Annotated in this window: 19 protein-coding genes and 3 tRNA genes; 9 read left to right on the forward strand and 13 right to left on the reverse strand. The window is 72.9% G+C overall.

Annotated features, from left to right (window positions below; translation table 11 throughout):
* Positions 1–35: 35 nt before the first annotated feature.
* Entirely contained in the window at positions 36–1,397 is a 1,362-nt protein-coding gene (locus ACZ58N_RS09640) for a sensor histidine kinase (protein WP_471157371.1), read from the reverse strand.
* Positions 1,394–2,095: a hypothetical protein gene (locus ACZ58N_RS09645; protein ID WP_471157373.1), complete on the reverse strand. Its 702-nt coding sequence runs from the start codon at positions 2,093–2,095 to the stop codon at positions 1,394–1,396. The genes ACZ58N_RS09640 and ACZ58N_RS09645 overlap by 4 nt, the downstream gene beginning before the upstream one ends.
* Before the next feature lie 105 nt (positions 2,096–2,200).
* On the opposite strand from ACZ58N_RS09645, the gene ACZ58N_RS09650 reads away from it, so the two are divergent.
* Positions 2,201–2,668, forward strand: a complete 468-nt coding sequence (locus ACZ58N_RS09650) for a gamma-glutamylcyclotransferase family protein (RefSeq protein WP_471157375.1) — start codon at positions 2,201–2,203, stop codon at positions 2,666–2,668.
* Here the strand turns inward: ACZ58N_RS09650 and dnaG are convergent.
* The 4 genes from dnaG to ACZ58N_RS09670 form a co-directional block, all read right to left on the reverse strand.
* Positions 2,665–4,569 carry a DNA primase gene (dnaG, locus tag ACZ58N_RS09655; RefSeq protein ID WP_471157377.1) on the reverse strand — a complete coding sequence of 635 codons (1,905 nt, stop codon included), beginning with the start codon at positions 4,567–4,569 and terminating at the stop codon, positions 2,665–2,667. The two genes, ACZ58N_RS09650 and dnaG, sit on opposite strands and share 4 nt — an antisense overlap.
* A gap of 34 nt (positions 4,570–4,603) precedes the next feature.
* The gene (locus tag ACZ58N_RS09660; RefSeq protein WP_471157379.1) at positions 4,604–5,878 is read right to left on the reverse strand and encodes an NAD(P)/FAD-dependent oxidoreductase; all 1,275 of its coding nucleotides are present in this window, start codon (positions 5,876–5,878) and stop codon (positions 4,604–4,606) included.
* Between the two features lie 93 nt (positions 5,879–5,971).
* On the reverse strand, positions 5,972–7,288 hold the full coding sequence (locus tag ACZ58N_RS09665) for a deoxyguanosinetriphosphate triphosphohydrolase (protein WP_471157380.1): 1,317 nt from the start codon (positions 7,286–7,288) through the stop codon (positions 5,972–5,974).
* Between the two features lie 56 nt (positions 7,289–7,344).
* Entirely contained in the window at positions 7,345–8,064 is a 720-nt protein-coding gene (locus tag ACZ58N_RS09670) for a sirohydrochlorin chelatase (RefSeq protein ID WP_471157381.1), read from the reverse strand.
* Positions 8,065–8,469: 405 nt separating this feature from the next.
* On the opposite strand from ACZ58N_RS09670, the gene ACZ58N_RS09675 reads away from it, so the two are divergent.
* The 3 genes from ACZ58N_RS09675 (at position 8,470) to ACZ58N_RS09685 (ending at position 12,243) form a co-directional block, all read left to right on the forward strand.
* Complete coding sequence (locus ACZ58N_RS09675; RefSeq protein ID WP_471157383.1) at positions 8,470–9,180, forward strand: SanA/YdcF family protein; 711 nt, start codon at positions 8,470–8,472, stop codon at positions 9,178–9,180.
* A 61-nt stretch (positions 9,181–9,241) separates the two neighbouring features.
* Positions 9,242–10,012, forward strand: a complete 771-nt coding sequence (locus ACZ58N_RS09680) for a glucose 1-dehydrogenase (RefSeq protein ID WP_471157384.1) — start codon at positions 9,242–9,244, stop codon at positions 10,010–10,012.
* Positions 10,013–10,146: 134 nt separating this feature from the next.
* Positions 10,147–12,243, forward strand: a complete 2,097-nt coding sequence (locus ACZ58N_RS09685) for a molybdopterin oxidoreductase family protein (protein ID WP_471157386.1) — start codon at positions 10,147–10,149, stop codon at positions 12,241–12,243.
* 9 nt (positions 12,244–12,252) lie between these two features.
* On the opposite strand, the gene ACZ58N_RS09690 is transcribed toward ACZ58N_RS09685, so the two are convergent.
* Complete coding sequence (locus ACZ58N_RS09690; RefSeq protein ID WP_471157388.1) at positions 12,253–13,308, reverse strand: nucleotidyl transferase AbiEii/AbiGii toxin family protein; 1,056 nt, start codon at positions 13,306–13,308, stop codon at positions 12,253–12,255.
* Positions 13,305–13,904 (reverse strand): hypothetical protein, encoded by a 600-nt coding sequence (locus tag ACZ58N_RS09695; protein WP_471157389.1) that lies wholly within the window; start codon positions 13,902–13,904, stop codon positions 13,305–13,307. Before ACZ58N_RS09695 ends, ACZ58N_RS09690 begins: the two co-directional genes overlap by 4 nt.
* A gap of 114 nt (positions 13,905–14,018) precedes the next feature.
* Between ACZ58N_RS09695 and ACZ58N_RS09700 the strand changes: the two genes are divergently transcribed.
* Entirely contained in the window at positions 14,019–15,200 is a 1,182-nt protein-coding gene (locus ACZ58N_RS09700; protein ID WP_471157390.1) for an RNA polymerase sigma factor, read from the forward strand.
* Between the two features lie 81 nt (positions 15,201–15,281).
* On the opposite strand, the gene ACZ58N_RS09705 is transcribed toward ACZ58N_RS09700, so the two are convergent.
* From ACZ58N_RS09705 to ACZ58N_RS09720, 4 genes are all read right to left on the reverse strand, one after another.
* Positions 15,282–17,204 carry an ABC transporter ATP-binding protein gene (locus tag ACZ58N_RS09705; RefSeq protein WP_471157392.1) on the reverse strand — a complete coding sequence of 641 codons (1,923 nt, stop codon included), beginning with the start codon at positions 17,202–17,204 and terminating at the stop codon, positions 15,282–15,284.
* Positions 17,201–18,934, reverse strand: a complete 1,734-nt coding sequence (locus ACZ58N_RS09710) for an ABC transporter ATP-binding protein (protein WP_471157393.1) — start codon at positions 18,932–18,934, stop codon at positions 17,201–17,203. The genes ACZ58N_RS09705 and ACZ58N_RS09710 overlap by 4 nt, the downstream gene beginning before the upstream one ends.
* Positions 18,935–19,055: 121 nt before the next feature.
* Entirely contained in the window at positions 19,056–20,501 is a 1,446-nt protein-coding gene (locus ACZ58N_RS09715) for an FGGY family carbohydrate kinase (protein ID WP_471157394.1), read from the reverse strand.
* Between the two features lie 67 nt (positions 20,502–20,568).
* Positions 20,569–20,877, reverse strand: coding sequence for a YtxH domain-containing protein (locus tag ACZ58N_RS09720; RefSeq protein ID WP_471157395.1), 309 nt, complete (start codon positions 20,875–20,877; stop codon positions 20,569–20,571).
* Positions 20,878–21,023: 146 nt separating this feature from the next.
* Here ACZ58N_RS09720 and ACZ58N_RS09725 point away from each other — a divergent pair.
* The 3 genes from ACZ58N_RS09725 (at position 21,024) to ACZ58N_RS09735 (ending at position 21,429) form a co-directional block, all read left to right on the forward strand.
* Positions 21,024–21,096: transfer RNA gene (locus ACZ58N_RS09725), tRNA-Asn, on the forward strand.
* Between the two features lie 5 nt (positions 21,097–21,101).
* Positions 21,102–21,174 (forward strand) — tRNA-Asn (locus ACZ58N_RS09730).
* 181 nt (positions 21,175–21,355) lie between these two features.
* A tRNA-Ile gene (locus ACZ58N_RS09735) sits at positions 21,356–21,429 on the forward strand.
* Positions 21,430–21,579: 150 nt separating this feature from the next.
* On the opposite strand, the gene ACZ58N_RS09740 is transcribed toward ACZ58N_RS09735, so the two are convergent.
* Complete coding sequence (locus ACZ58N_RS09740; RefSeq protein WP_471157396.1) at positions 21,580–22,758, reverse strand: carboxylate-amine ligase; 1,179 nt, start codon at positions 22,756–22,758, stop codon at positions 21,580–21,582.
* 216 nt (positions 22,759–22,974) lie between these two features.
* On the opposite strand from ACZ58N_RS09740, the gene ACZ58N_RS09745 reads away from it, so the two are divergent.
* Positions 22,975–24,228, forward strand: coding sequence for an MFS transporter (locus ACZ58N_RS09745; protein ID WP_471157398.1), 1,254 nt, complete (start codon positions 22,975–22,977; stop codon positions 24,226–24,228).
* Positions 24,229–24,239: the final 11 nt, after the last annotated feature.

Here is a 24,239-nt window from a genome sequence, read left to right on the forward strand (position 1 = left end):
GGGCGGGCCGTGCCGGCGTGACCCTACCCGCCGCGTCACGCCGCCGGCAGGGTCACCGTCGCCGCCGCGCCCGACGGCGCCGGGTTGGTCAGGAGCACCTCGGCGCCGATGACCTGGGCCTGCCCGAAGGCGATGGTCAGCCCGAGCCCGGTGCCCTGGCCGCGCTCCGCCGCGCCCGTCATGAAACGCCGCGGTCCCTCCCGCAGCAACGTCGCGGGGAAGCCCGGACCCCGGTCCCGGACGGTGACCGAGGTCCCCGACACCGACACCGACACCGGCCCGCCCCCGTGCCGCTGGGCGTTCACCAGCAGGTTCGTCAGGATCCGCTCCAGCCGCCGCACATCGGTCCGCACCCACGCACCGGCCCCGCCCGTCCCGCCGGCCTCGCCCATCTCCCCGGCCCCGCCCGCCCCGCCGGCCTCGCCCGTCGTCGCCGCCCCGCCCGTCCCGCCGTTCACCCCGTCCACCACGGCCGCCACCCCCGACCGTCGGGTGATCGACGCCACCAGTGGCCCCAGCCGGTGCGCCTCCAGCCGCGGCTCCTCCTGGTCGGCGTCGAGCCGTGCCACCTCCAGCAAGTCCTCCGTCAACGTCCGCAACACCGCGACCCGGTCACGCACCAGCTCCGTCGGCCTCCCGGCGGGCAGCAGCTCGGCCGCCGTGTGCAGCCCCGTCAGCGGCGTCCGCAGCTCGTGCGCCACGTCCGCCGTGAACCGCTGCTCCGCCTCCAGCCGCCGTTGCAGGCTCGCGGCCATCGTGTCGACCGCCGAGGCCAGCTCGGTCACCTCGTTGCGCGTCCCGGGCACCCCGGACGGTCCGATCCGGGCGTCGAGGTCGCCCGCGCTGATCCGGCGCGCCGTCTCCGCCGCCGTCCGCAGGTCCTTGCTCAGCCGGCTCGCCAGCAGCGCCCCGCCGCCGGCCGCCAGTGCCACGACACCCGTTCCGGAGGCGATCAGCAGGCCGTCGAGCTCCGCGAGCTCGGCCTTCTCGGCGGTCAGCGGATGCCGCACCGTCAGGACGTGGGAACCGCCGACCGGCCGCGCCGCCCATACGGCCGGCCTAGGGCCGGTCAGGTCCAGGTAGGTGGTGCGGAGACCGCCCAGGGCCGCCGTCCGCAGCGCCGGGGGCGCGGCGGGGCAGTCGATCCGGGCATCGGCCTCGCCGACCTTGTCGAAGTCGAGCTTGCCGGTGAGCTCGTACACCTGCCCCACCCGGACCAGTTGTTCGATCGCGCTCCGGCGGGCCGCGTCGGCGACCTGGCGCGCCCGCGCCTCGTGGATCAGGACACCGATGGTGACCGCGACCAACGCGCAGCCCACGGCCAGCAGGGCGGAGATCTTCCACCGCAGCCCCAGGGACCGGACGGCCCGTCGGACGCGTCGCAGCAGCGCTCTCATCGCAGGTCCCGTCCCGTCGCGGCGGACGGCTGGGATCCGGTGCTCGGCGGGGACTTGTCGAACCGCCGCTCGTCGCTGACCACCCTCATCCGCTCGCCGTCCCAGCGGTAGCGGACGGCCTGCTCGGAGTTGTCGTCGGCGGCGGTGCGGATCAGCAGGTCCGATCCGAGGGTCTCGGCGACCATCCGCCGCCCGAGGGTGAAGAGGATGGGCACGATCCGCTTTCCCCGCGCGGTGTACACGCTCAGCGCCGTGCGGCCGCTCTCGGTGTCGGCGGCGACGACCAGGTCCTCCTTGCCGTCCCCGGTGAGGTCGGCGTGGACGACGGGCCGCACACCGGCCCGGCCCGGGGAGTGGATCGTTCCCTTGGCCAGGAACGGGCGCATCCGCTTGTCGGCCCGTACGACGTCCAGCGCGGTCACCGCCGCGAGGCCCCCGGGGCCCACCTCCGGCCCGTCCGGCAGGGCGGCCGGCGCCGGTACGTGGCTGGCGGCGCCCGTGCCCGGCGCCCGGGGCGAGGTCCCGGGCCAGGCCGGCCACAGGGCCTCGGGCCGCGGTTGGGCCGACAGCGCGGGCACGGGTTCGCCCGCGCCGAGTCCACCGGGTGCGCCGCAGCCGGCGACGGCCGACGCGGCGGCGGCCAGCACGGCGGCGCGGAGCAGGAAGGCGGCGGGGCAGCGGCGGGATGATCGCGTCATGGGGGAGGGGAGCCGTCGGATTCGGGGATGCGGTGACCCGGGCGGGGTGCGCGGAAAGGATGCGTACCGTGTGGGTCGAGTCAGTGTGAGTCGAGGGAGGACCCCGTGGCATCGGTCGATCGGCCAGAATCCGGCACCCTGCCGTTCTTCGTGTACGGGACGCTGCGGCCGGGCGAGGTCAACCACGACCTGTTCCTGCGCGGCCGGACCGCCGCCGAGGAACCGGCCGTGCTGCCCGACGCGGTCCTCTACGACGGCCCCGGCTACCCGTACGCCGTGGACCGACCCGGCTCCGCCATAGCCGGTGAACTGGTCACCGCGCTGCCCGACGCGTACGGGGACCTGCTGGCCGCGCTGGACCTGCTGGAGGAGTACGAGGGCCCGGGCCGCCCGGGGAACCTCTACGACCGGGTCGCCCGTGACACCGTCCGCCCCGACGGCGTCCGCGTCCGCGCCTGGGTCTACCTCGCGTCCGCGCCCCTGGCCCGCAGACTGGCCGACTCGGGTACGCGGATACCGGGCGGCGACTGGCACGGCCGCCGGAGGACCGGGGGCGCGGCCGGCGGCCCTTAGAGCCCTTCCGCCCCGCGGTTGCGCAGCCGGCGGCCGTACTGCTGGAGCACCCACAGCTCTTCCTGGACCGCCGCGTGCTGCTCCGGCGGGGCCTGCGGGCCGAGCCGGGACATGGTGCCCTGGACCTCGTGGACCCGGCGGTCGACGGCGCGCAGGCGCACCTGCACCAGTTGGACACCGGCGTACACCTCGTCCACCGTCTTGGCGTGGATGGCCTCGACGGCCAGCTCCGTCACCAGGGCGCGGACGGTGTCGTTGGGCGCCGCCTCGCGGACCCGGATCAGGTAGTCGTCGGCTTCCTGTGCGGCTCCGCCCGCATCCTGGATGGCCTGGCGGACCGCCGCGTAGGGCGGGGCGGTGAACTCGTCGATGCCGTACGCGTCGAAGGCGGGGGAGACCAGGGCCGGGCGTTGGAGCGCCAGCTTGAGGAGCTCGCGCTCGGTGCGGTGGGCGGGGCTGCGCAGGTTCAGCGCGGGCCCGCCGGGCGTCACGGCCGGGGTCGCCGGCGCCGATTCGGTGGACCGGGCGCCACCCCGGCCCTGCTGCTGGGGCTGGTTCCCGCGCTCGCGGGCCCAGCGGGCCAGCTGGGCGACCCGTTTGACGACGAACTGCTCGTCACGGATGCCGAGCATGCCCGCCAATTGGACGGCCGACTCGTGCTGGATCGCGATGTTCTTGATGTTGGCGACGATCGGAGCGGCCTCGTCCAGCGCGGCGGCCCGGCCCGCAGGGTTCTCCAGGTTGTGCCGGGACACGATGTGCCGCAGCGCGAACTCGAACAGCGGGGTCCGCGACTCGACCAGTCCCGACACCGCCGCGTCGCCCTGCGCGAGGCGCAGGTCGCAGGGGTCCATCCCGTTGGGGGCGATGGTGATGGAGGTCTCGGCCGCGAACTTCTGGTCGTCCTCGAACGCCCGCAGCGCCGCCTTCTGGCCGGCCGCGTCCCCGTCGAAGGTGAAGATCACCTCGGCGGTCGCGTTGTCCATCAGCAGTCGGCGCAGGATCTTGATGTGGTCCCCGCCGAAGGCCGTGCCGCAGGTCGCGATGGCGGTGGTGACGCCGGCCATGTGGCAGGCCATCACATCGGTGTAGCCCTCGACGACCACCGCCCGGGAGGTCTTCGCGATCTCCTTCTTCGCCAGGTCGATGCCGTAGAGGACCTGGGACTTCTTGTAGATCGCGGTCTCGGGGGTGTTCAGGTACTTCGGGCCGTTGTCGTCGTCGCGGAGCTTTCGCGCGCCGAAGCCGACCACCTCGCCGCTGATGTCCCGGATCGGCCACATCAGCCGGCCGCGGAAGCGGTCGATGGGCTTGCCGCTGCGGCTGTCCTGGGCGAGCCCGGAGGTGACCAGCTCCTTGTCGGTGAAGCCCTTGCCCCGCAGGAACCGGGTCAGGTGGTCCCAGCCGGCCGGGCTGTAGCCCACACCGAAGTGCTCGGCCGCCGCCTGGTCGAAGCCGCGCTCCGCCAGGAAGCGGCGCCCGATCTCCGCCTCGGCGCCGCCCAGCTGCTCCGCGTAGAAGAGGGCGGCGGCCTTGTGGGCCTCGACCAGCCGGATCCGCTCGCCGCGACCGCTGGTGCCGGCGGTGTAGCCGCCCTCCTCGTACCGCAGGGTGATGCCGGCCTGGCCGGCCAGGCGCTCGACCGCCTCCGAGAAGGAGAGGTGGTCGATCTTCATGATGAAGTCGAGGGTGTCCCCGCCCGCCTGGCAGCCGAAGCAGTGGTAGAAGCCCTTGCTGGGACTGACCTGGAAGGACGGGGACTTCTCGTCGTGGAAGGGGCACAGGCCCTTGAGGTTGCCGCCGCCGGCGTTGCGGAGCTGGAGGTACTCGGAGACCACGGCGTCGATCGGGACCGCGTCCCGTACCGCCTTCACGTCGTCGTCGTTGATCCGTCCTGCCACGCGTGAAGTCTACGGCCGGCCGGGGACAATCCCGTCAGGCGCCCTCCCCGGTGATCAACGACGCGAGCGGAACGGACGGGTCCGCCAGCCTTTCGCGGTCCACGGGCGTCTTCGACCTGATCAGGGCCTGGATGTGCTCGGTGACGTCCCACACGTTGACGTTCATTCCGGCGAGCACGCGGCCCTCCGACAGCCAGAACGCGATGAACTCGCGCTTACCGACGTCCCCGCGGATCAGCACCTGGTCGTAGCCGCCCGCCGGGGCGTACCCCGAGTACTCCAGGCCCACGTCGTACTGGTCGGAGAAGAAGTACGGCACCCGGTCGTAGCGGACCTCCTGCCCCAGCATCGCCCGCGCGGCGGCGGGCCCGCCGTTGAGGGCGTTCGCCCAGTGCTCGACCCGCAGCCGGGCCCCCAGGACCGGGTGGTGCGCTGCGGCGACGTCCCCGACGGCGAAGACGTCCGGGTCGGAGGTGCGCAGGGAGGCGTCCACCGCGATCCCCCCGCCGTGCTCGCGGTCCACCAGGGCCAGGCCGGAGGTCTCGGCCAGCGCCGTCCGGGGCGCCGCCCCGATCGCGGCGAGCACCGCGTGCGCCGGATGTTCCTCGCCGTCGTCGGTGCGGGCCGCCAGCACCATTCCGTCGTGGCCGACGATCTCGGTGAGCCGCGCCCCGAAGTGGAACCGGACCCCGTGCGCGGCGTGCAGGTCGGCGAAGAGCCGACCGATCTCCGGCCCGAGCACCGTGTACAGGGGGGTCGCCTCCGCCTCGACCACGGTGACCTCGGCGCCGTAGCCGCGGGCCGCCGCCGCGACCTCCAGGCCGATCCACCCGGCGCCCGCGATCAGCAGGTGTCCGTTGTCCCGCCCGAGGGAGGCCAGTACGTTGCGCAGCCGCTCGGCGTGCGCGAGCCGCCGCAGGTGGTGCACCCCGGCCAGACCGGTGCCCGGGATGTCCAGGCGCCGCGGTTCGGCCCCGGTGGCCAGCAGCAGCTTGTCGTAGTGCAGCAGCGCGCCGTCACCGAGGCGCACGGTCCTGTTCTCCCGGTCCAGGTGGACGGCCGGCTGCCCCAGGTGCAGCTCGATGTCGGCCGCCGCGTACCAGGACGGTTCGTGGACGAAGACGCTCTCGCGCTCCTCCTTGCCCGTCAGATACCCCTTGGACAGCGGAGGCCGTTCGTACGGATGGTCGCGTTCGTCGCCGATCAGGATGACCCGGCCCGTGAACCCCTCCGACCTCAGTGTTTCGGCCGCCTTCGCCCCGGCGAGCCCTGCCCCGACGATGACGAACGTCCGGTGTGCGTCGACCACCTGATGCCTCCTCATAACCTCTCCGCCACATGCGACCACATGCGAGCGTCCCGCACCGAGCCTGCCGCGTGAAGGGGGAGTGGCCCGATCGGCTCACCCTTCGGCGCGTTGCGGGCGTCTGGTGAGGCGGGCGTGCAGGGAGCGGGCCGCCGCGTCGGTGAGGCAGGCGATCTGGTCGATGACCGCGCGTTTCCGCGCCCGGTCGTCGGGCGCCGCGTCGAAGATCGCCCGGAACTGCGGGTCCAGTCCCTCCGGGGCCCGGGCGCTCAGCGCCTCCGCGAGTTCGGCCAGGACGATGCGCTGGTCGGCGCGCAGCCGCTCCTGTTCGTCGCGCTGCATCACGTACAGGTCGGCGACGGCCTTGAGGACGGCGCACTCGTTGCGCGCCTCGCGGGGGACGACCAGCTCCGCCGCGTAGCGGGTGAGCCTGCCGGGCCCGTACGCCTCGCGGGTGGCGCCTTCCGCAGCCTGGCAGAACCGGCCGATCAGCTGGCTGGTGGCGTCCTTCAGCCGGGCCTGGGCGACGGCCGAACCGTCGTAGCCGTGCGGCCACCACTCCTGGTCCATCAGCCGGTCCAAGGCCTCGCGGAGCTCCTCGGGGGCGGTGTCGGCGGGCACGTACCGGCCGATCGCGACCTGCTGGATCGCGGTGCGTTCGGGTTCCGCGAAGAGCAGGTTCGGGTCGAGGTGGCCGGCGTGCAGACCGTCCTCGAAGTCGTGCACCGAGTACGCCACGTCGTCGGCCCAGTCCATGACCTGCGCCTCGAAGCACTTGCGGTCGGCGGGTGCGCCGCGCCTCAGCCACTCGAAGACCGGCAGGTCGTCCTCGTAGGCCCCGAACTTCACCGAATCGGGGTCCGTCGGGTGGTCACCGCGCGCCCACGGGTACTTGGTGGCGGCGTCCAGGCAGGCCCGGGTCAGGTTGAGGCCGACGCTCATCAGCCCGCCGCCCGCCGGATCGGGCACGAACCGCTTGGGCTCGAGCCGGGTCAGCAGGCGCAGCGACTGGGCGTTCCCCTCGAAGCCGCCGCTGTCCTTCGCGAACTCGTTGAGCGCTTCCTCGCCGTTGTGCCCGAACGGCGGGTGGCCCATGTCGTGGGACAGGCAGGCCGCCTCCACCAGGTCGGGATCGCAGCCGAGGGCCGCGCCGAGTTCGCGTCCGACCTGCGCGCACTCCAGGGAGTGCGTCAGCCGGGTACGGGGGCTCGCGTCCCAGTCGTAGGAGCGGGTGCCCGGGGTGACGACCTGGGTCTTCCCGGCGAGGCGGCGCAGCGCCGCGGAATGCAGGACGCGCGCCCGGTCGCGCTGGAAGGCGGTGCGGCCCGGCTGTTTGTCGGGCTCGGGGGCCCATCGTTCGGTGGCGGCGAGGTCGTAGGACTCGTAGGCGGGGGAGTGTGCGGTGCCTTCCATGCCCCGACCGTAACCGCACCGGCCGACAAACCGAGATATCCGGATCGACGCGGCCCTCAGGCCGTGGCCAGTTCGAGGGGCCGGGCTCGAAGGGCGAGGGCCTGTTCGTAGCGGAGCAGGACGAGCCGGGCCAACGCCGGGTGGTCGCCGAGCGGGGCCGCCGCCGGACCGGGCGCGGCGGCCGCGCACGCGGCGGAGAACCGGCCCGGCGCGGCGAAGTACGAGGCGACCGCGACCCGGTGGTGGCCCCGGGAGGTCAGCGCGCGAACGGCGTCGGGCACGCCGGGCGTGGCGGCGGAGGCGTAGGCCGGGACCACGGGCACCCCGTCGAGCCGCTCCGACAGCAGGGCGGCGCCGCGCGCGGTGTCGGCGGTGGAGTCCGGGTCGCGGGACCCGGCGGCGGCCAGCACCACCGCCGTCCCCGGGGTCCAGCCGGCCTCCAGGAGCCGCTCGTACAGGGCCTCGACGAGCAGCGGGTGCGGTCCGAGCGGGGCGGCGACGCGGACGCGCAGGTGTCCGGCACGGGCGGCGGCCGCGGGGAGGTCCCGCTTGACGTGGGTGCCGCGCCCCAGCAGCAGCGGCACGAGGACCGCCTCCCCGCCCGCCGGCAGCGCGCCGAGGGCGTCGCCGAGGAGCGGCTCGTTCAGCTCGACGTGCCCGAGGTGGACGTCGAGGCGGGGGCGCAGCTCGCGGACCCGTTCGAGGAGGGCGAGGACGGTGCGCGGGGCGCGCGGGTCACGGCTGCCGTGGGCCACGGCGACGAGGGTGGGCTGCATGTGGGGGCTCCGTGGGCGCGTGGTGGGCGCAGGCCGCTGAGCTGCGTGCCGAGTTGTGCGGTGATCCGGGTCAGCAGCTCGGCCGCGCTGCCGAAGGGGAGGGCGAAGGGTTCGGGAGGGTGCACCGGCTCCGTCATGGACCGATCCTGGGGGGCGCAGGTTGCGCGGGCGTTGCGTCGGGGTGACGGGTGTTTACGGGCTGCTCACCGGCGGGTGTACGCAGCCGTGCGCACGGCTGCGTACACCCGGTCCGGGTCCCTTCGGCCCGGGCCGGCGGGCGGCTCGGACTGCGGCGCCGGCCCGCCGTACGGATGCCATCGGTGAAACCGTCGGCCTCCCGCGCACGTCCTGACCTGCGGGTGCGGCATCGGCCGCAGTCCGGCCGGCACGACCAGGGGGAACTTCATGCGCACACCGCGCCCGCACCGGATCGCGCGCGCCGCGCGGGGGCTGGTGCCGCGCACCGTCAGGGCCCGGCGCCGACTCGTACGGCTCGTGATGGCGGCCTGCGTCCTCGCGCTGCTGCCCTCGGCGTGGACCCACGCGGTCGCCGCCGACCGGCTGCGCACCACGGCCGACGCGCCGCGGGCGGACGTGGCCGTCGTGTTCGGCGCGGGCCTGCTGTACGACGGCCGGCCCACGCCGTACCTCGCGGACCGGCTCGACGCGGCCGTGGAGCTGTACCGCGCGGGGAAGGTGAAGGTGGTCCTGGTGACGGGTGACAACAGCCGTAGCGAGTACGACGAGCCGAATTCGATGCGCGGCTACCTCACCGCCCACGGGGTGCCGGACGACCGGATCGTCAGCGACTACGCGGGCTTCGACACCTGGGACTCCTGCGTGCGCGCCCGGGAGATCTTCGGCGTGGACCGGGCGGTGCTGATCAGCCAGGGCTTCCACATCCGTCGCGCGGTCGCGCTGTGCCGGGCGGCCGGCGTGGACTCGTACGGGGTCGGCGTCCAGGACGTGCACGACGCCACCTGGTACTACGGCGGGACCCGCGAGGTCTTCGCGGCGGGGAAGGCGGCGCTGGACGCCGTGTTCAAGCCGGAGCCGCGATTCCTGGGGCCGAAGGAGGAGGGGGTGTCGCGGGTGCTGGCCGCTCTGGCAGACTGACGCCGCGATCGGCATATGCCGATTAGTCATATACCAGTCTGTACGTCAGGGGTGTGGAACCGTGGCTGTTGTGGATCTGGGCGGCAAGGCCGTCGTCATCACCGGTGGGGCCCGCGGTCTGGGCGCGGCGGCCGCCCGGGCCGTCGTCGAGGGCGGCGGCCGGGTGCTGATCACCGACGTGCTGGAGGCCGAGGGCGCCGCGACCGCGGCCGAGCTGGGGGACGCGGCGCGCTTCCTGCGGCACGACGTGACGAGCGAGGCCGACTGGGAGGCGGCGTTCGCCTACGCGGTCTCCGAATTCGGTCGGGTCGACGGGCTCGTGAACAACGCCGGCATCTCCACCGGCCAGTTCCTGGAACACGAGAGGGTCGAGCACTTCCGCCGGGTGGTCGACACCAACCTGGTCGGCGTGTTCATCGGCATCAGGACCGCGATCCCGCTCATGCGCGACAACGGCGGCGGCTCCATCGTCAACATCTCCTCCGCCGCCGGCCTGACCGGACTCGCCCTCACCGCCGGCTACGGGGCCTCCAAGTGGGGCGTGCGCGGCCTGTCGAAGATCGGTGCCGTCGAGCTCGCCGAGGCCCGGATCCGAGTCAACTCCGTGCACCCGGGCATGACGTTGACCCCGATGACCGCCCCGATCGGCATCGCGGCGGGCGAGGGCAACTACCCGGGCGCCCCGCTCGGCCGGGTCGGCCTCCCCGAGGAGGTGGCCGCCGCCGTCGCCTTCCTCCTCTCGGACTCCGCCGGCTACGTGACCGGCGCCGAACTGGCCGTGGACGGCGGCTGGACCGCGGGCCTGACGGTGAAGTACCTGACCGGCCGGTGACCCCGCGGACCGCCGTCCCCGCCCACTTGCCCGGCGACCCTCACCCCGGCCCCCGGCCGGTGGTGAGGGGGCCGTCCGGGAGGCGTAACCGGGGACGGCGGCCGGTGTAACACCGCCGACGCACGCTGGACGGCATGCACACCCCGGAAGCCGCCCCCGCCGCCGTCGCCACGCATTGCCCCTACTGCGCGCTGCAGTGCGGGATGAACCTGCGCCCCACACCCGGCGGCGACGGCGTGACCGTGGAGGAGCGGGCCGATTTCCCGGTGAACCGGGGCGCGCTGTGCGGCAAGGGCCGCACCGCCCCCGCCGTGCTGTCCTCCCGGGTGCGCCTCACCGAACCGCTCGTCCGCGACGACGCCGGCCGGCTGGTGCCGGCCGGCTGGGAGGAGGCCCTCGACAAGGTCGCCGAGGGCCTGGCCCGCACCCGCCGCACCCACGGCAACGACGCCGTCGGGATCTTCGGCGGGGGCGGGCTCACCAACGAGAAGGCCTACGCGCTCGGAAAGTTCGCCCGGGTCGCCCTGCGGACCTCGCAGATCGACTACAACGGCCGCTTCTGCATGTCCTCGGCGGCAGCCGCGCACCAGCGTGCCTTCGGCCTCGACCGCGGACTGCCCTTCCCGCTGGAGGACGTGCCCCGCACCGGCTGCGTGATCCTCGTCGGCTCCAACCCGGCCGAGACCATGCCTCCCGCGCTGCGCTTCCTCACCGAGCTGAAGGCGAACGGCGGCACCCTGATCGTCGTCGATCCGCGCCGCACCCGCACCGCCGAACAGGCCGACCTGCACCTGGCGCCCCGCCCCGGCACGGACCTCGCCCTGGCCCTGGGCCTGCTGCACCTGATCGTGGCCGAGGGCCGCACGGACGAGGAGTTCATCGCCGCCCGCACCACCGGCTGGCAGGAGGCGCGGGCCGGCGCGATGGCCCACTGGCCCGAACTCGTCGAACGGATCACCGGGGTCCCCGTGCCCCGGCTCCGCGAGGCGGTGGACCTCTTCTGCGCCCCCTCCACCGCCATGGTCCTCACCGCCCGCGGCCCGGAACAGCAGTCCAAGGGGACCGACACCGTCGGCGCGTGGATCAACCTGTGCCTCGCCACCGGCCGGGCCGGACGCCCCCTCTCCGGCTACGGCTGCCTCACCGGCCAGGGCAACGGCCAGGGCGGTCGCGAGCACGGCCAGAAGGCCGACCAGCTCCCCGGCTACCGCAAGCTCACCGACCCCGCCGCCCGCGCCCACGTCGCCGGGGTCTGGGGCGTCGACCCCGACACCCTGCCCGGCCCCGGCCGCAGCGCCTACGAACTCCTCGACGCCCTCGGCACCGACGTCCGCGCCCTGCTCCTCATGGGCTCCAACCCGGTGGTCTCCGCACCCCGCGCAGGCCACGTCGAGGACCGCATCCGCTCCCTGGACTTCCTCGCCGTCGCCGACGTCGTCCTGTCCGAGACCGCCGCCCTCGCCGACGTGGTCCTGCCCGTCACCCAGTGGGCCGAGGAGGCCGGCACCACCACCAACCTCGAAGGCCGGGTACTGCTGCGCCGACGCGCCCTCACCCCACCGCCCGGCGTTCGGAGCGACCTCGACGTCCTCCACGGCCTCGCGGCCCGCCTCGGCGTGGAGAAGGGCTTCCCCACCGACCCCGAGGAGGTCTTCGAGGAACTGCGGCGCGCCTCCGAGGGCGGCCCGGCCGACTACTCGGGCATCACCTGGGCCCGCATCGAAGCCGAACAGGGCGTCTTCTGGCCCTGCCCGCCCGGCTCGCCGGGCACGCCCCGCCTCTTCCTGGACCGGTTCGCCACCGATGACGGTCGGGCCCGGTTCGTCCCCGTCGTCCACCGGGACGCCGCCGAGACGCCCGACGCGCAGTACCCGCTGCTGCTCACCACCGGCCGGGTCGTGGCCCAGTACCAGTCCGGCGCCCAGACCCGCCGCGTGCCCGAACTCAACGAGGCCGCCCCCGGGCCCTTCGTGGAACTCCACCCGCGTCTCGCGGCCCGCCTCGGCGTCGACGACGGCGCCCCGCTGGCGGTCGTCTCCCGCCGCGGCCGGGTGGTGGCCCCGGCCCGCATCACCGACACGATCCGCGCCGACACGGTGTTCATGCCGTTCCACTGGCCGGGCGAGGGCCGCGCCAACACCCTCACCAACCCGGCCCTCGACCCCGTCTCCCGCATGCCCGAGTTCAAGACCTGCGCGGTCCGGGTGGAGGCGGCCGGCAACACGCCCTGAGGCCTGTCGTCAAAGTCCCGTCGTCGCCCGGAGGGCGGCCTGCCGGACACCGCGAGGCAGACGGGAGTTCGACGACAGGTCCTGAGGGGCCTCGCCGGAGAAGGTCGGACGCAGGGCCGCCGCCAGGCGCGCGACGAACGCCTCCTCGCCCGGTCCGGCCAGGTGCGGGTACTCCGCCTCGAAGTGCTCCCACTCGGCGCCGACGTACCCGTTCGGCACGAGGAACTCGATGTGCTCCGGGCCCACCTCCGCGTTCGGGTGGGGCCATTCGCCGGCCTCCCTGAACACCTCCTGCAAAAGGGAGTTCGGCAGCCGGTCGTGCTCCGCGAGCAGCACCGCGTCGTACAGGTCCTTGCCCTGCGGGTGCCGGTCGCTGATCAGCCACAACACCTTCCACGCCAGGGACAGCGCGGGCGTCGCCGCCAGGACCGTGGCCCCGCAGGCCAGTTCGACCGGTTCCGGCGGTCGCGCGAGCCGCTCGTTGAAGACGAAGTCCAGCTGGACCTGCCCGGCCGGCAGCCCCGGCACGGACCACGGCAGCACCATCCGACGACCGGGCACCCGGTCGTACGTCCAGATGTCCTCGCAGACCGCGCCCGGGGCCCGGATCCCGGCCCGACCGTCGGCCGCCGCCGCGATCCCCTCCAACATCCGCCCGGTACGCGCCGATTCCATCGGCCACGTGTGCGGGACCACCACGAAGTCCAGGTCGCCCGGCTCCCGCGCCGCCTCCCCGAACCGGTCCGCCAGCAGCACGCTGCCGCGCAGCACGAGCGAGTCCACCCACGGCGACTCCGAGATCGACAGCAGCACGGCGTCCATCGCCGCCCGCCGCGCCGCCACCCAGGCGACCGTCCGGGCCGGGTCGTCGAACACCGGGTCCCCGGCCCGGTACGCCCGGAAGTTGTGCCGCAGCGACGGATCGAAGAGGGCCCGTTGGCGCACGTCGTCCCCGGCCACCGGCCGGAGCGTGCGCGGCAGGTCCCCCGCCACCCGCGTCCCCTCGTCCAGCGGCTCCCGCGGCAGGTGCGTGCTCCGCGTCCCGAACTCCCGCCACGAGCTCATCGCGGCACCTCCCCGGTCCCGATCCAGCCCTCGTCGAGCGACAGGTCGCTGTCGTACAGCACGAACTCCCTTTCCTCCGAGAGGATCTCGTACCCGCGTTCCACCAGGACGGAGATCAGCGTGTCGCAGGCCGCCGTCGCCCCGGAGGCGGTGCCCCGGCAGCGCTGCGTGATGAAACGTTCTTGCAGACCGTCGGGGCCGGGCAGGGTGCGGCGGGCGTTCCACGACAGGTGGGCCCGGTGCTCCGTGACCAGCGCCTCCAGCGCCGCCCGGTCGTAGTCCGCCGGCAACCGCAGCTTCAGGTGGTGCTCGTAGTAGCCGCCGCCCGGCCCCGGGCTGTCCGTGGTCCACGGGACCGTCTCGACCTTGACCCGGACCGGATCGAAACCCGCCGCCCGCAGCTGCGGCACCAGTCGCTCGTGGCTCGTCCGGTCCGGCAGCGTCAACATCGGTTGGGAGAGCATCCGACCCCGGGCCAACAGGATGTGCGTGACCTTCAACTCCCGTACCGCGGCCCAGGATTCGAGTCGCTCCAGCTCCACCGCGTCCGGGCAGCGGACCGTCACGTGGGTTTCGTAGGTTCCGTGCGAAGACATGACATCGATCATCTCGGACATGCGTCCGATCCGCATCGGGGTTCCCACCGGGGGGTAACCATCCGGTCACGCACCGGACTCAGAAAATGCTCGCACGCCCCTCGTGGCGGTGATGTGCCGTACCCCACACTGAGGTGCGGTGCCACCGTCCTCGGAGCCCTGGAGGTCGCCCCCGTGCAGTCCCGGACCCTGACCGCGAACGTGAGCCACCCCGCCGCCCCCGCCGCCGAAGCGGAACCGGCCGACGACACCGAAGCCGTCGCCGTCGTCGCCGAAGAGCCCGACCCCGAGGCCGAAGCCGTGGACGACGAACCCGAGGCCCTGGAACCGGTCGACCGGGAGCCCGCGCCACGTACGCGCAGCAGGGACAACGCGGCCGGAGCGGGCCCGTCCGCGGACCTCTTCCGGCAGTACCTGCGCGAGATAGGCAGGATCCCGCTGCTCACCGCCGCCGAAGAGGTGGACCTCGCGCGGCGGGTGGAAGCGGGTCTCTTCGCGGAGGAGAAACTGGGCAACACCCCGGACCTCGACTCCCGGCTGGCCCACGACCTCGACAAACTCGTCGTCATGGGTCGGATGGCCAAGCGCCGCCTCATCGAATCCAACCTGAGGCTCGTCGTCTCCGTCGCGAAACGCTACGTCGGTCGCGGCCTCACCATGCTCGACCTGGTCCAGGAGGGCAACCTCGGACTGATCCGCGCCGTCGAGAAGTTCGACTACGCCCGCGGCTACAAGTTCTCCACGTACGCCACCTGGTGGATCCGCCAGGCGATGTCCCGGGCCCTCGCCGACCAGGCCCGGACCATCCGCGTCCCCGTCCACGTCGTCGAACTCATCAACCGCGTCATCCGGGTCCAGCGCCGCATGCTCCAGGAGCGCGGCTACGAGCCCACCGCCGAAGAGGTCGCCGTCCACCTCGAACTGACCCCCGAGCGGGTCATGGAGGTGCTCCGGCTCGCCCAGGAACCGGTCTCCCTGCACGCCCCCGTCGGCGAGGAGGACGACGTCGCCCTCGGCGACCTGATCGAGGACGGCGACGCCGCGTCGCCCGTGGAATCCGCCGCGTTCTTCCTGCTCCGCGAGCACCTCGAAGCCGTCCTGTCGACCCTCGGGGAACGCGAACGCAAGGTCGTCCAACTCCGCTACGGACTCGCCGACGGCCGGCCCCGCACCCTGGAGGAGATCGGCCGGATCTTCGGGGTGACGCGCGAACGGATCCGCCAGATCGAGTCCAAGACCCTCGGCAAGCTGCGCGACCACGCGTTCGCCGATCAGCTCCGCGGCTACCTCGACTGAGCCGAACCGCCCCGCGGCCACTCGACCGGAACGGGCAGGGGGCGCCCCGAAGGACGCCCCCACCCCGCTCGACCCCGCGGGTCAGTCGACCTCGGCCACCGCCTGCGCGAACTGCGCCGCGTACAGGCGCGCGTACGCGCCGCCCGCGGCCAGCAGCTCCTCGTGCGTGCCCTGCTCGACGATCGAACCGCTCTCCATGACGAGGATCACATCGGCGTCCCGGATCGTGGACAGCCGGTGCGCGATCACGAAGGACGTGCGGCCGTGCGCCAGGCGCGCCATCGCCTTCTGGATCAGCACCTCGGTACGGGTGTCCACCGAGCTCGTCGCCTCGTCGAGGACCAGGATCACCGGGTCCGACAGGAACGCCCGGGCGATCGTGATCAACTGCTTCTCGCCCGCGCTGACCCCGGCGCCCTCGTCGTCCAGCACCGTGTCGTAGCCGTCCGGCAGCGTACGGATGAACCGGTCCGCGTGGGCCGCGCGCGCCGCCTCCTGGACCTCCTCCCGCGTGACCTCGCGGGAGGCTCCGTAGGCGATGTTCTCCGCGATGGTCCCGCCGAACAGCCAGGTGTCCTGGAGGACCATGCCGATGCCGCCGCGCAGCTCCTCGCGGGTCATCTTCGCGATGTCCACGCCGTCCAGGGCTATCTCGCCGCCGGTGACCTCGTAGAAACGCATCAGCAGGTTCACCAGGGTGGTCTTGCCGGCGCCCGTGGGGCCGACGATCGCGACCGTGTGACCCGGCTCCACCGTCAGCGAGAGGTTCTCGATGAGCGGCTTCCCCGGCTCGTACCGGAAGGCCACCTTGTCGAGGGTGACCTGGCCGCGCAGGACCTCCGGACGCTCCGGAACCTCCACGTCCGGCTCTTCCTCCTCCGCGTCCAGCAGCTCGTACACCCGCTCCGCCGAGGCGACGCCCGACTGCACCAGGTTCGCCATCGACGCCACCTGCGTCAGCGGCATCGAGAACTGGCGCGAGTACTGGATGAAGGCCTGCACGTCACCGATCGACAGGGTGCCCGAGGCCACCCGAAGACCACCGACGACCGCGATCAGCACGTAGTTGATGTTCGACAGGAAGAACATCACCGGCTGCATGATGCCGCTGACCAGCTGTGCCTTGAACGAAGCCCGGTACAGCGCCTCGTTCTGCTCGGCGAAGACGGCCGCCGACTCCTCCTGCCGCCCGAACACCTTCACCAGCGTGTGGCCGGAGTACATCTCCTCGATGTGGGCGTTCAGCGCGCCCGTGCTCTTCCACTGCGCCACGAACTGCGGCTGCGACTTCTTGCCGATCCGCGCCGCGACGACCACCGACAGCGGCACGGTCACCAGCGCGACCAGCGCCAGCAACGGCGAGATCCAGAACATCATCACCAGCACGCCGACGATCGTCAGCAGCGAGTTCAGCAGCTGCCCCATCGTCTGCTGGAGCGTCTGCCCGATGTTGTCTATGTCGTTCGTCGCCCGGCTCAGCACCTCGCCGCGCTTCTGCCGGTCGAAGTACGACAACGGCAGCCGCGACAGCTTCGCCTGGAGCTCCTCGCGCATCCGGTAGACGGCGCCGTTCATCACGTGGTTCGACAACCGCGTCGCGACGAGCATCAGCAGACCGGCCAGCGTGAACACCAGCAACGCCCACAGCGACACCACCCCGACCGCGCCGAAGTCGATGCCCTTGCCCGGCGTGAAAGCGGTGCCCGACAGCATGTCGGCCATCCCGCCGTCACCGTTGGCGCGCATCCGCTCCAACGCCTGCTCCTTGGTGACCCCGGCCGGGAACTCCCGACCGACGATCCCCGCGAAGACCAGGTCCGTCGCGTTGCCGAGGATCTTCGGGCCGACGACCGCGCAGCCCACGCTGCCGACCACCGCCGCGACCATGCCCCACAGCTTCGCCCGGTCCTGCGCCAGCTGCCCCAGCAGCCGCTTGCCCGACCCCTTGAAGTCCATGGACCGCTCGGCCGGGCCCATCATCATCCGTCCTCCGGGCCCGCTCATGCGGCCTCCGCCTCCGTCAGCTGGGAGAGCACGATCTCCCGGTAGGTCTCGTTGTCGGCCATCAGCTCGTGGTGCCGTCCCTCACCCACGACCGCGCCCTCGTCCAGGACGATGATCCGGTCGGCGTCGCGGATCGTGGAGACCCGCTGCGCGACGATGACCACCGTCGCGTTCTCGGTCTCCCGGGACAGCGCCGCGCGCAGCGCGGCGTCCGTCGCGTAGTCCAACGCCGAGAACGAGTCGTCGAAGAGGTAGATCTCCGGCCGCTGCACCAGCGTCCGGGCGATGGCCAGGCGCTGTCGCTGCCCGCCGGAGACGTTCGTACCGCCCTGCGAGACGGGCGCGTCGAGCCCGCCCTCCAGCTCGGAGACGAACTCCTTGGCCTGGGCGACCTCCAGGGCCTGCCACAGCTCCTCGTCGCTCGCCCCGGGGCGCCCGTAGCGCAGGTTGGAGGCGATCGTCCCGGAGAACAGGTACGGCTTCTGCGGAACCATGCCGACCGTCCGGGCCAGCAGCGCCGGATCGATGCGGCGCACGTCCTCCCCGTCGACGAGGACCTCGCCGCCGGTCGCGTCGAACAGCCGCGGGACCAGGCCCAGCAGCGTCGACTTCCCGCTGCCCGTCGAGCCGATCACCGCGGTCGTCTCGCCGGGACGGGCCACCAGGTCCACCCCGCGCAGCACCGACGCCTCGGCTCCCGGATAGCGGAAGTCGGCGCCGCGCAGTTCCAGCCGCCCGCGCAGTGCCAGTTCGCGCACCGGATCGGTGGGCGGCACCACGCTCGACCTGGTGTCCAGGACCTCCTGGATGCGCTCGGCGCAGATCTCCGCGCGCGGCACCATCATGAACATGAAGGTGGCCATCATCACGGACATGACGATCTGCATCAGGTAGGCGAGGAAGGCCGTCAGCTGGCCGATCTCCATGCCGCCGCTGTCGACGCGCATCGCGCCGAACCAGATCACGGCGACGCTGGACACGTTCACGACGAGGATCACGACCGGGAACATCAGCGCGAGCAGCTTGCCCGCGGCCAGCGACACCCCGGTCAGGTCGGCGTTCGCCTCGCGGAAGCGCTCCTTCTCGTACGGGTCGCGCACGAAGGCGCGGATCACCCGGTTGCCGGTGATCTGCTCGCGCAGGACCCGGTTCACGGTGTCGAGCCGGTCCTGCATCTGCCGGAACAGCGGCCGGGTCCGGAAGACGATCGCACCGACCGACAGCCCGAGGACCGGCACCACGGCGAGCAGCACGCCGGACAGCTTCACGTCCAACGACAGGGCCATCGCGATGCCGCCGACGCACATGATCGGCGCCGAGACCATCAGCGTGAACGTCATCAGGGCCAGCATCTGGACCTGCTGGACGTCGTTCGTCGTACGGGTGATCAGCGACGGGGCGCCGAAGTGACCCAGCTCCCGGGCGGAGAAGCTCTGCACCCGGTCGAAGACGGCGGCCCGGATGTCGCGCCCCAGCGCGGCCGCGGTGCGGGCGCCGTAGTAGACGGCCCCGACGTTGCAGACCAGCTGGACGAGCGAGACGCCGAGCATCAGGGCGCCGAAGCGCAGGATGTAGCCGGTGTCACCGTTGACGACACCGTTGTCGATGATGTCGGCGTTGAGCGTCGGCAGGTAGAGGCTCGCACTGGTCTGCAGCAGCTGCAGCAGCACCAGGGCGGCGATCGGTTTCCGGTACGGACCCAGATGGGTCCGCAGAAGTCGTATGAGCACGCGCAGGCTCCGGTCGGCAAGATCGAGGGGGTTCCCTCCATCTTGTGCCAACCGGCACCCCGATCCCCACCGGATTTCGTAAAGCCCGGTCAAAAGGAGGAGGGCGCCCGCGTCCCCGGACCTAGAACTGGAACGCGCCCGGGTGCAACTGCTCCCGGGTGGCGATGTACTGCTGGCGCACCGCCTGCCAGGTCGGGTAGTCCTCACCGGGCTCGAACACCTGCGCCGCGGCGGCCGGCCAGATCGGCGGGGTGTGCGGGGCCAGCGTGCCCCGGTGCACGCCGAGCGCCCACGCCGCCTGCCGGGCCGCGCCCAGCGCCGCGTAGTCGGCCGGAGCGGGGACCACCACCTGCGTCCCGAACAGACCGGGCGCCGCGACCTGCACGGCGGGCAGGTCGGCCGCCGCGCCCAGCAGGAACACCCGCCGGATCCCGACGCCCCGGTGCCGCAGCACGTCGAGGGCGTCCACCAGCCCGCACAGCATGCCCTCGAAGGCCGCCCGCGCCAGGTGTTCGGGCTTCATCGAGTCCCGGCGCAGCCCGCTCAGGGTGCCCGCGGTGTGCGGCAGGTTCGGCGTCCGCTCGCCCTCCAGGTACGGCAGGAGCACGAGCCCGTGTGCACCGGGAGTCGACTTCAGCGCGAGCGCGCTGAGTCCTTCCAGGTCGGTGCCGAGCATGTCGGCGGTGCCCCGCAGGGCCCGTACCGCGTTGGAGGTGTTCACCACGGGCAGGTGCATGCCGCCCGCGTCGGCGAGAGAGGTGATCAGACCGCCCGGCTCCGCGAGGGCCTCGTGGTGGACGGCCATCACCGAGCCCGAGGCGCCCAGGGAGACCACCGCGTCACCCGGCCCCAGACCCAGCCCGAGGGCGGCGGCCATCGTCTCGCCGGTCCCGGCGGAGATCAGCAGCCCCTCGGGCGTCATCCCGGCGGCCTCGGCCGGGCCGAGCACCTCGGGCAGCAGCGCCTGCCGGCCCAGCGCCAGCTCGACCAGGTCCGGACGGTACGAGCCGGTCGCCGCCGACCAGTAACCGGTCCCGGAAGCGCCGGCCCGGTCGGTGGTGCGGCGGGCGGGCCGGCCGAGCAACTGCCAGACGAGCCAGTCGTGCGGGGACATCAGGACCGCCACCCGGCGGGCCGCCTCCGGCTCCGTCCGTGCCAGCCAGGCCAACTTCGCCAGCGGCTGGGCCGCGTGCGGCACCGAACCCACGGCCTGCACCCACGCCTGACGCCCGCCGAGCGCCTCGACCAGATCCGCCGCGGCGACCTGCCCCCGCTTGTCGTTGCCGACGAGCGCGGGACGTACGAGTCCGCCCTGCGAGTCCAGCGGCAGGACGCCCTGCTGCTGCGCCGAGACACCGATCGCCTCGACGCCCTCCAGCAGCCCGCCGCCCGCGGCCTCGCCGAGGGACAGCAGCCAGGCCTGCGGATCGGTTTCGTGGGGGACCGTCTCACCGGCGGACTGCGGATGGGGCGCGTAGCCCTGGCGCAGCACGGCGCCCGTGTCCGCGTCACAGACGACGATGCGAGTGAAGGTGGAACTGCTGTCCAGTCCGGCGACTATCCCCATGCGGAGAATTCTGCCGCACGCCCGTGCCGGGCTTCCGCGCGGACTCCGTCCCACCCGCGCCCGGGCCTCAGGTGTTGCTCGTACCCCACTCGTCCTCGGTGGCCGAGCCGTTCCCGACGCGGTCCCGCAGGGTCCGTACCCGCTCGGACAGCGAGTCCGGGACGGCGTCGCCGACCTTCTGGCTCACCACGGCGAAGGCCTTGCCGGCGACCTGGCGCCCGCTCTGACCGGCCGTTTCGGCGGCGTTGCGCACCACGGGGTTCTGCGCGACCTGCCGCGCGGACTTCTTCAGCTGCTCGTAGCGCTCGCGTCCCGCCCGTGTTCCGAGGACGTATCCGAGGGCCAGTCCGACCACGAACGTGACCTTGTACCGCATGCCTGCCACCCTTCGTCGTGTGGTGCCCGGCCCGCTGGCGATACCGATTGGCGGAGCACCCCCCTGCTTGCGCTAATCTATGACTCGCAACGAGCGCTCGCCCCCCGGCAAGGCCGGAGGTGGGCCGTTCGATGCACCCGCAGCAATCCCCTGTAGCTCAATTGGCAGAGCAGCCGACTGTTAATCGGCAGGTTACTGGTTCGAGTCCAGTCGGGGGAGCGCGGTCCCCTGTAGCTCAATTGGCAGAGCAGCCGACTGTTAATCGGCAGGTTACTGGTTCGAGTCCAGTCGGGGGAGCAAAGAAGAAGGGGACCCGGGTGGGTCCTCTTTTTTTTGCCCGGACCCTGGAACCGGGCAGCACTCAACGCGGTCTCTCTGAACAGCGAAGCCGATCATGCGAGGCATCCGAGGCAGGAGATCGTATGAGCGGCTATGCTGCGGCAGACGGCGCGCACACATGTACGCGCCACGCCGTAAAGGGGCGGTAGCTCAGCCGGTTAGAGCAGCGGACTCATAATCCGTCGGCCGTGGGTTCGAGTCCCACCCGCCCCACCGCAGAGCAGGTGTGCAGAAACGATAAGGCGGTCCTTCGGGGCCGCCTTTCGCGTGTTCCGGGTCGTGTTCCGGCGCCCGGCCCGGTGCGGCCGCGGGCGCCGGGACGGCCGGGGCCGCACCGGGGGACGGGGCGGTCGGTGACGCGGACTAGAAGTTCTCGGTCTCCTCCACCAGGTGGCGCAGTACGTCGTCGAGGTCCTGGCGGCGGGCGAAGGCGGCGCGCTGGCGGGCGGCGCCCGAGCCGTCGCGCAGGAGTCCGCCCAAGGTCTTGGCCGCGTGGTCGAGGTCACCGGCGGCGGCCAGCTCCGGGGCGACCAGGTCGAGCAACGCCTCCGCGAGATCGGCGGCCGGGAGTTCGACCCCCGTGTACGGGTCCAGCCCGAAGCCCTCCAGCCCGTCGTGCGCGGCCCGCCAGCGCGCGAGGCGCAGGACGTCGTCCCGCAGGGCCGGCTCCGGCACCCGCTCCGTGATGTCGCGCAGGGCGGTGGCCACCAGTGCGCGGGCCAGCTCGGCCTGGAGGACGGCCGTGTCGATGTCCGGCGACATGTCGGGCGCCCGGATTTCGAGCGTGGGCCAGTTCCCGGACGGGCGGAGGTCCCAATAGACCATCTTGGTGTCCAGGGCCGCCCCGGAGCCGAGCAGGGTCTGCACCGAACGCCGGAAATGGGCGGTCGACGTGAAGTGCGGGGGCAGCCCCGCGGAGGGCCAGCCCGACCAGGCCATGGCCCGCCAACTGGAGTGGCCGGTGTCGCGGCCGCCCCAGAAGGGGGAGTTGGCCGCCAGCGCGATCAGAGTGGGCAGCCAGGGTCTGACCCGGTTCGACACCGCCACGGCCGTGTCCACGTCGAGGGTGCCGATGTGGACGTGGCGTCCGCAACTGACCAGGGTGTCGGTCAGGGCGCCGAAGCGGCGGTGCTGCTCGCGTTGGCGGGGCTCGTCGTCGGTCAGGTGCAGCGGCCCCGCCAGCGCCACGACCGGCGAGGGCGCCGCGAGCAGCCGGCAGCCGTGCGCGCGGGCGGCCCGGGCGAGGGTGCGCCGCAGGGCGGCGAGCTCCTCGCGCAGGGTGACCGCGGAATCGGCGACCGGGGTGGAGATCTCCACCTGGTACCGGGTCCCCTCGGCGTGCAGCTCGTGGGGGAGTCCGGCGGCGGTGGCGAGGACGTGCTGAGCGGCCGGGACCACCCGCAGGGTGCGGGCGTCGACGAGGAGGAACTCCTCCTCGACCCCGACGGTGAGGGGGGAGGTGCGGCCTCTCGCGGTGCGCAGGCCGTGGCCCGTGGGGCCGGTGTCGCCGGTGCTCGTGGTGCTGTTGCCAGGTTCGATCACTACGCCTCCCTGGACATACGAGTCTTTTCATCATGAGCCGAGCGGGAGGCGAGGAGGGTACGGCGATTCGGTCAAATGTCCGGTGATAGTGGCGGGTTAGCAGCAGGACCCGGCCGGCCCTGGGACGCCGGATCCGGGTGGGGAAGGCGTTGCGGATGTGTGAACAAACGGCCCGCGGCCCCGGAGCCGCCCGCAGGCGGGTGGTTATCATCCGCTGTGACCGGTACCGCCTCTCCTCCGCAGCCCCGCCGACGCATATTCGCCGACCTGACGCCCCTGCGCGCCTCCTCCGACTACCGTCGGCTGTGGGTCGGGAGCACCATTTCCTGGCTGGGCCAGGCGATGACCGCGCTCGCCATCTCGCTCCAGGTCTACGAGATCACCGGATCCAGCTTCGCGGTCGGCCTGGTCGGACTCTTCTCGCTGGTCCCGCTCGTCGCCTTCGGCCTGTACGGCGGCGCCATCGCCGACACCGTGGACCGGCGCAAACTCGGCCTCTACAGCTCCCTCGGCCTCACCGGACTGTCCCTCGCCCTGGCCGGAGCCGCGCTGCTCGACTACCACCGGGTCTGGCTGCTCTACGCGGTCGTCGCGCTCCAGGCCGTCTGCGGGGCGCTCAACGGGCCCGCCCGGTCGGCCATGATCCCGAGGCTGCTGCCGAAGGAGCAACTGCCCGCCGCCAACGCGCTGAACTCCGTCACCATGACCACCGGGATGATGGCCGGGCCCGTCCTGGGCGGTGTGATCGTCGGCTGGTGGGGCTACCAGGCGGCGTACGTGATCGACGCCGTGACCTTCGGCGCCGCCCTCTACGCCATGTGGCGGCTCCCGTCGATGCTGCCCGAGGGCAAGCAGGGGCGGGCCTCGGTCATGGACGGGCTGCGGTTCCTCGGTACCCGGCCCAACATCCGGATGACGTTCTTCTCCGACCTGGCCGCGATGGTGCTGGCCCAGCCCCGCGCGCTGTTCCCGGCCATCGCCGTGCTCTGGTACGGCGGTGACGCCAGGACGGTCGGCCTGCTCGTGGCCGCGCCCGCCGTGGGCGCGCTGCTGGGCGGACTGTTCTCCGGTTGGCAGGGCCGGATCCGCAGCCACGGGCTGGCGATCCTGATCTCCGTCGCGGCGTGGGGGCTGGCCGTGGCCGTCTTCGGGCTGACCCGGAACCTGTGGGCCGGCCTGTTCTTCCTGGCCGTCGCCGGCTGTGCCGACACCGTCTCCATGGTGTTCCGCTCCACCATGCTCCAGGCCGCCACCCCGGACGGCATGCGCGGCCGGCTCCAGGGCGTCTTCATCGTCGTCGTCGCGGGCGGACCCCGACTCGGGGACTTCCTCGCCGGGGCCGCCGCCGAGCTCACCTCCCCGGCCGTCGCCATCACCGGCGGCGGGCTCGGATGCGTCCTCGTCGTGGGCCTGCTCGCCGCCCGCTGGCGCGACTTCGCCCGCTACGACGCCCGCTCGCCGCAGGCCTGAAACCCGACCCC

It is taken from the genome of Streptomyces sp. NPDC040432, assembly GCF_055595445.1.

What these genes read in the sequence shown, in the direction of transcription:
- ACZ58N_RS09640 (WP_471157371.1), bottom strand. Translation starts at nt 1,397, where the DNA reads ATGAGAGCGCTGCTGCGACGCGTCCGACGGGCCGTCCGGTCCCTGGGG.
- ACZ58N_RS09645 (WP_471157373.1), bottom strand. Translation starts at nt 2,095, where the DNA reads ATGACGCGATCATCCCGCCGCTGCCCCGCCGCCTTCCTGCTCCGCGCC.
- ACZ58N_RS09665 (WP_471157380.1), bottom strand. Translation starts at nt 7,288, where the DNA reads ATGGAAGGCACCGCACACTCCCCCGCCTACGAGTCCTACGACCTCGCC.
- ACZ58N_RS09670 (WP_471157381.1), bottom strand. Translation starts at nt 8,064, where the DNA reads ATGCAGCCCACCCTCGTCGCCGTGGCCCACGGCAGCCGTGACCCGCGC.
- ACZ58N_RS09675 (WP_471157383.1), top strand. Translation starts at nt 8,470, where the DNA reads ATGCGCACACCGCGCCCGCACCGGATCGCGCGCGCCGCGCGGGGGCTG.
- ACZ58N_RS09685 (WP_471157386.1), top strand. Translation starts at nt 10,147, where the DNA reads ATGCACACCCCGGAAGCCGCCCCCGCCGCCGTCGCCACGCATTGCCCC.
- ACZ58N_RS09690 (WP_471157388.1), bottom strand. Translation starts at nt 13,308, where the DNA reads ATGAGCTCGTGGCGGGAGTTCGGGACGCGGAGCACGCACCTGCCGCGG.
- ACZ58N_RS09695 (WP_471157389.1), bottom strand. Translation starts at nt 13,904, where the DNA reads ATGTCTTCGCACGGAACCTACGAAACCCACGTGACGGTCCGCTGCCCG.
- ACZ58N_RS09705 (WP_471157392.1), bottom strand. Translation starts at nt 17,204, where the DNA reads ATGAGCGGGCCCGGAGGACGGATGATGATGGGCCCGGCCGAGCGGTCC.
- ACZ58N_RS09715 (WP_471157394.1), bottom strand. Translation starts at nt 20,501, where the DNA reads ATGGGGATAGTCGCCGGACTGGACAGCAGTTCCACCTTCACTCGCATC.
- ACZ58N_RS09720 (WP_471157395.1), bottom strand. Translation starts at nt 20,877, where the DNA reads ATGCGGTACAAGGTCACGTTCGTGGTCGGACTGGCCCTCGGATACGTC.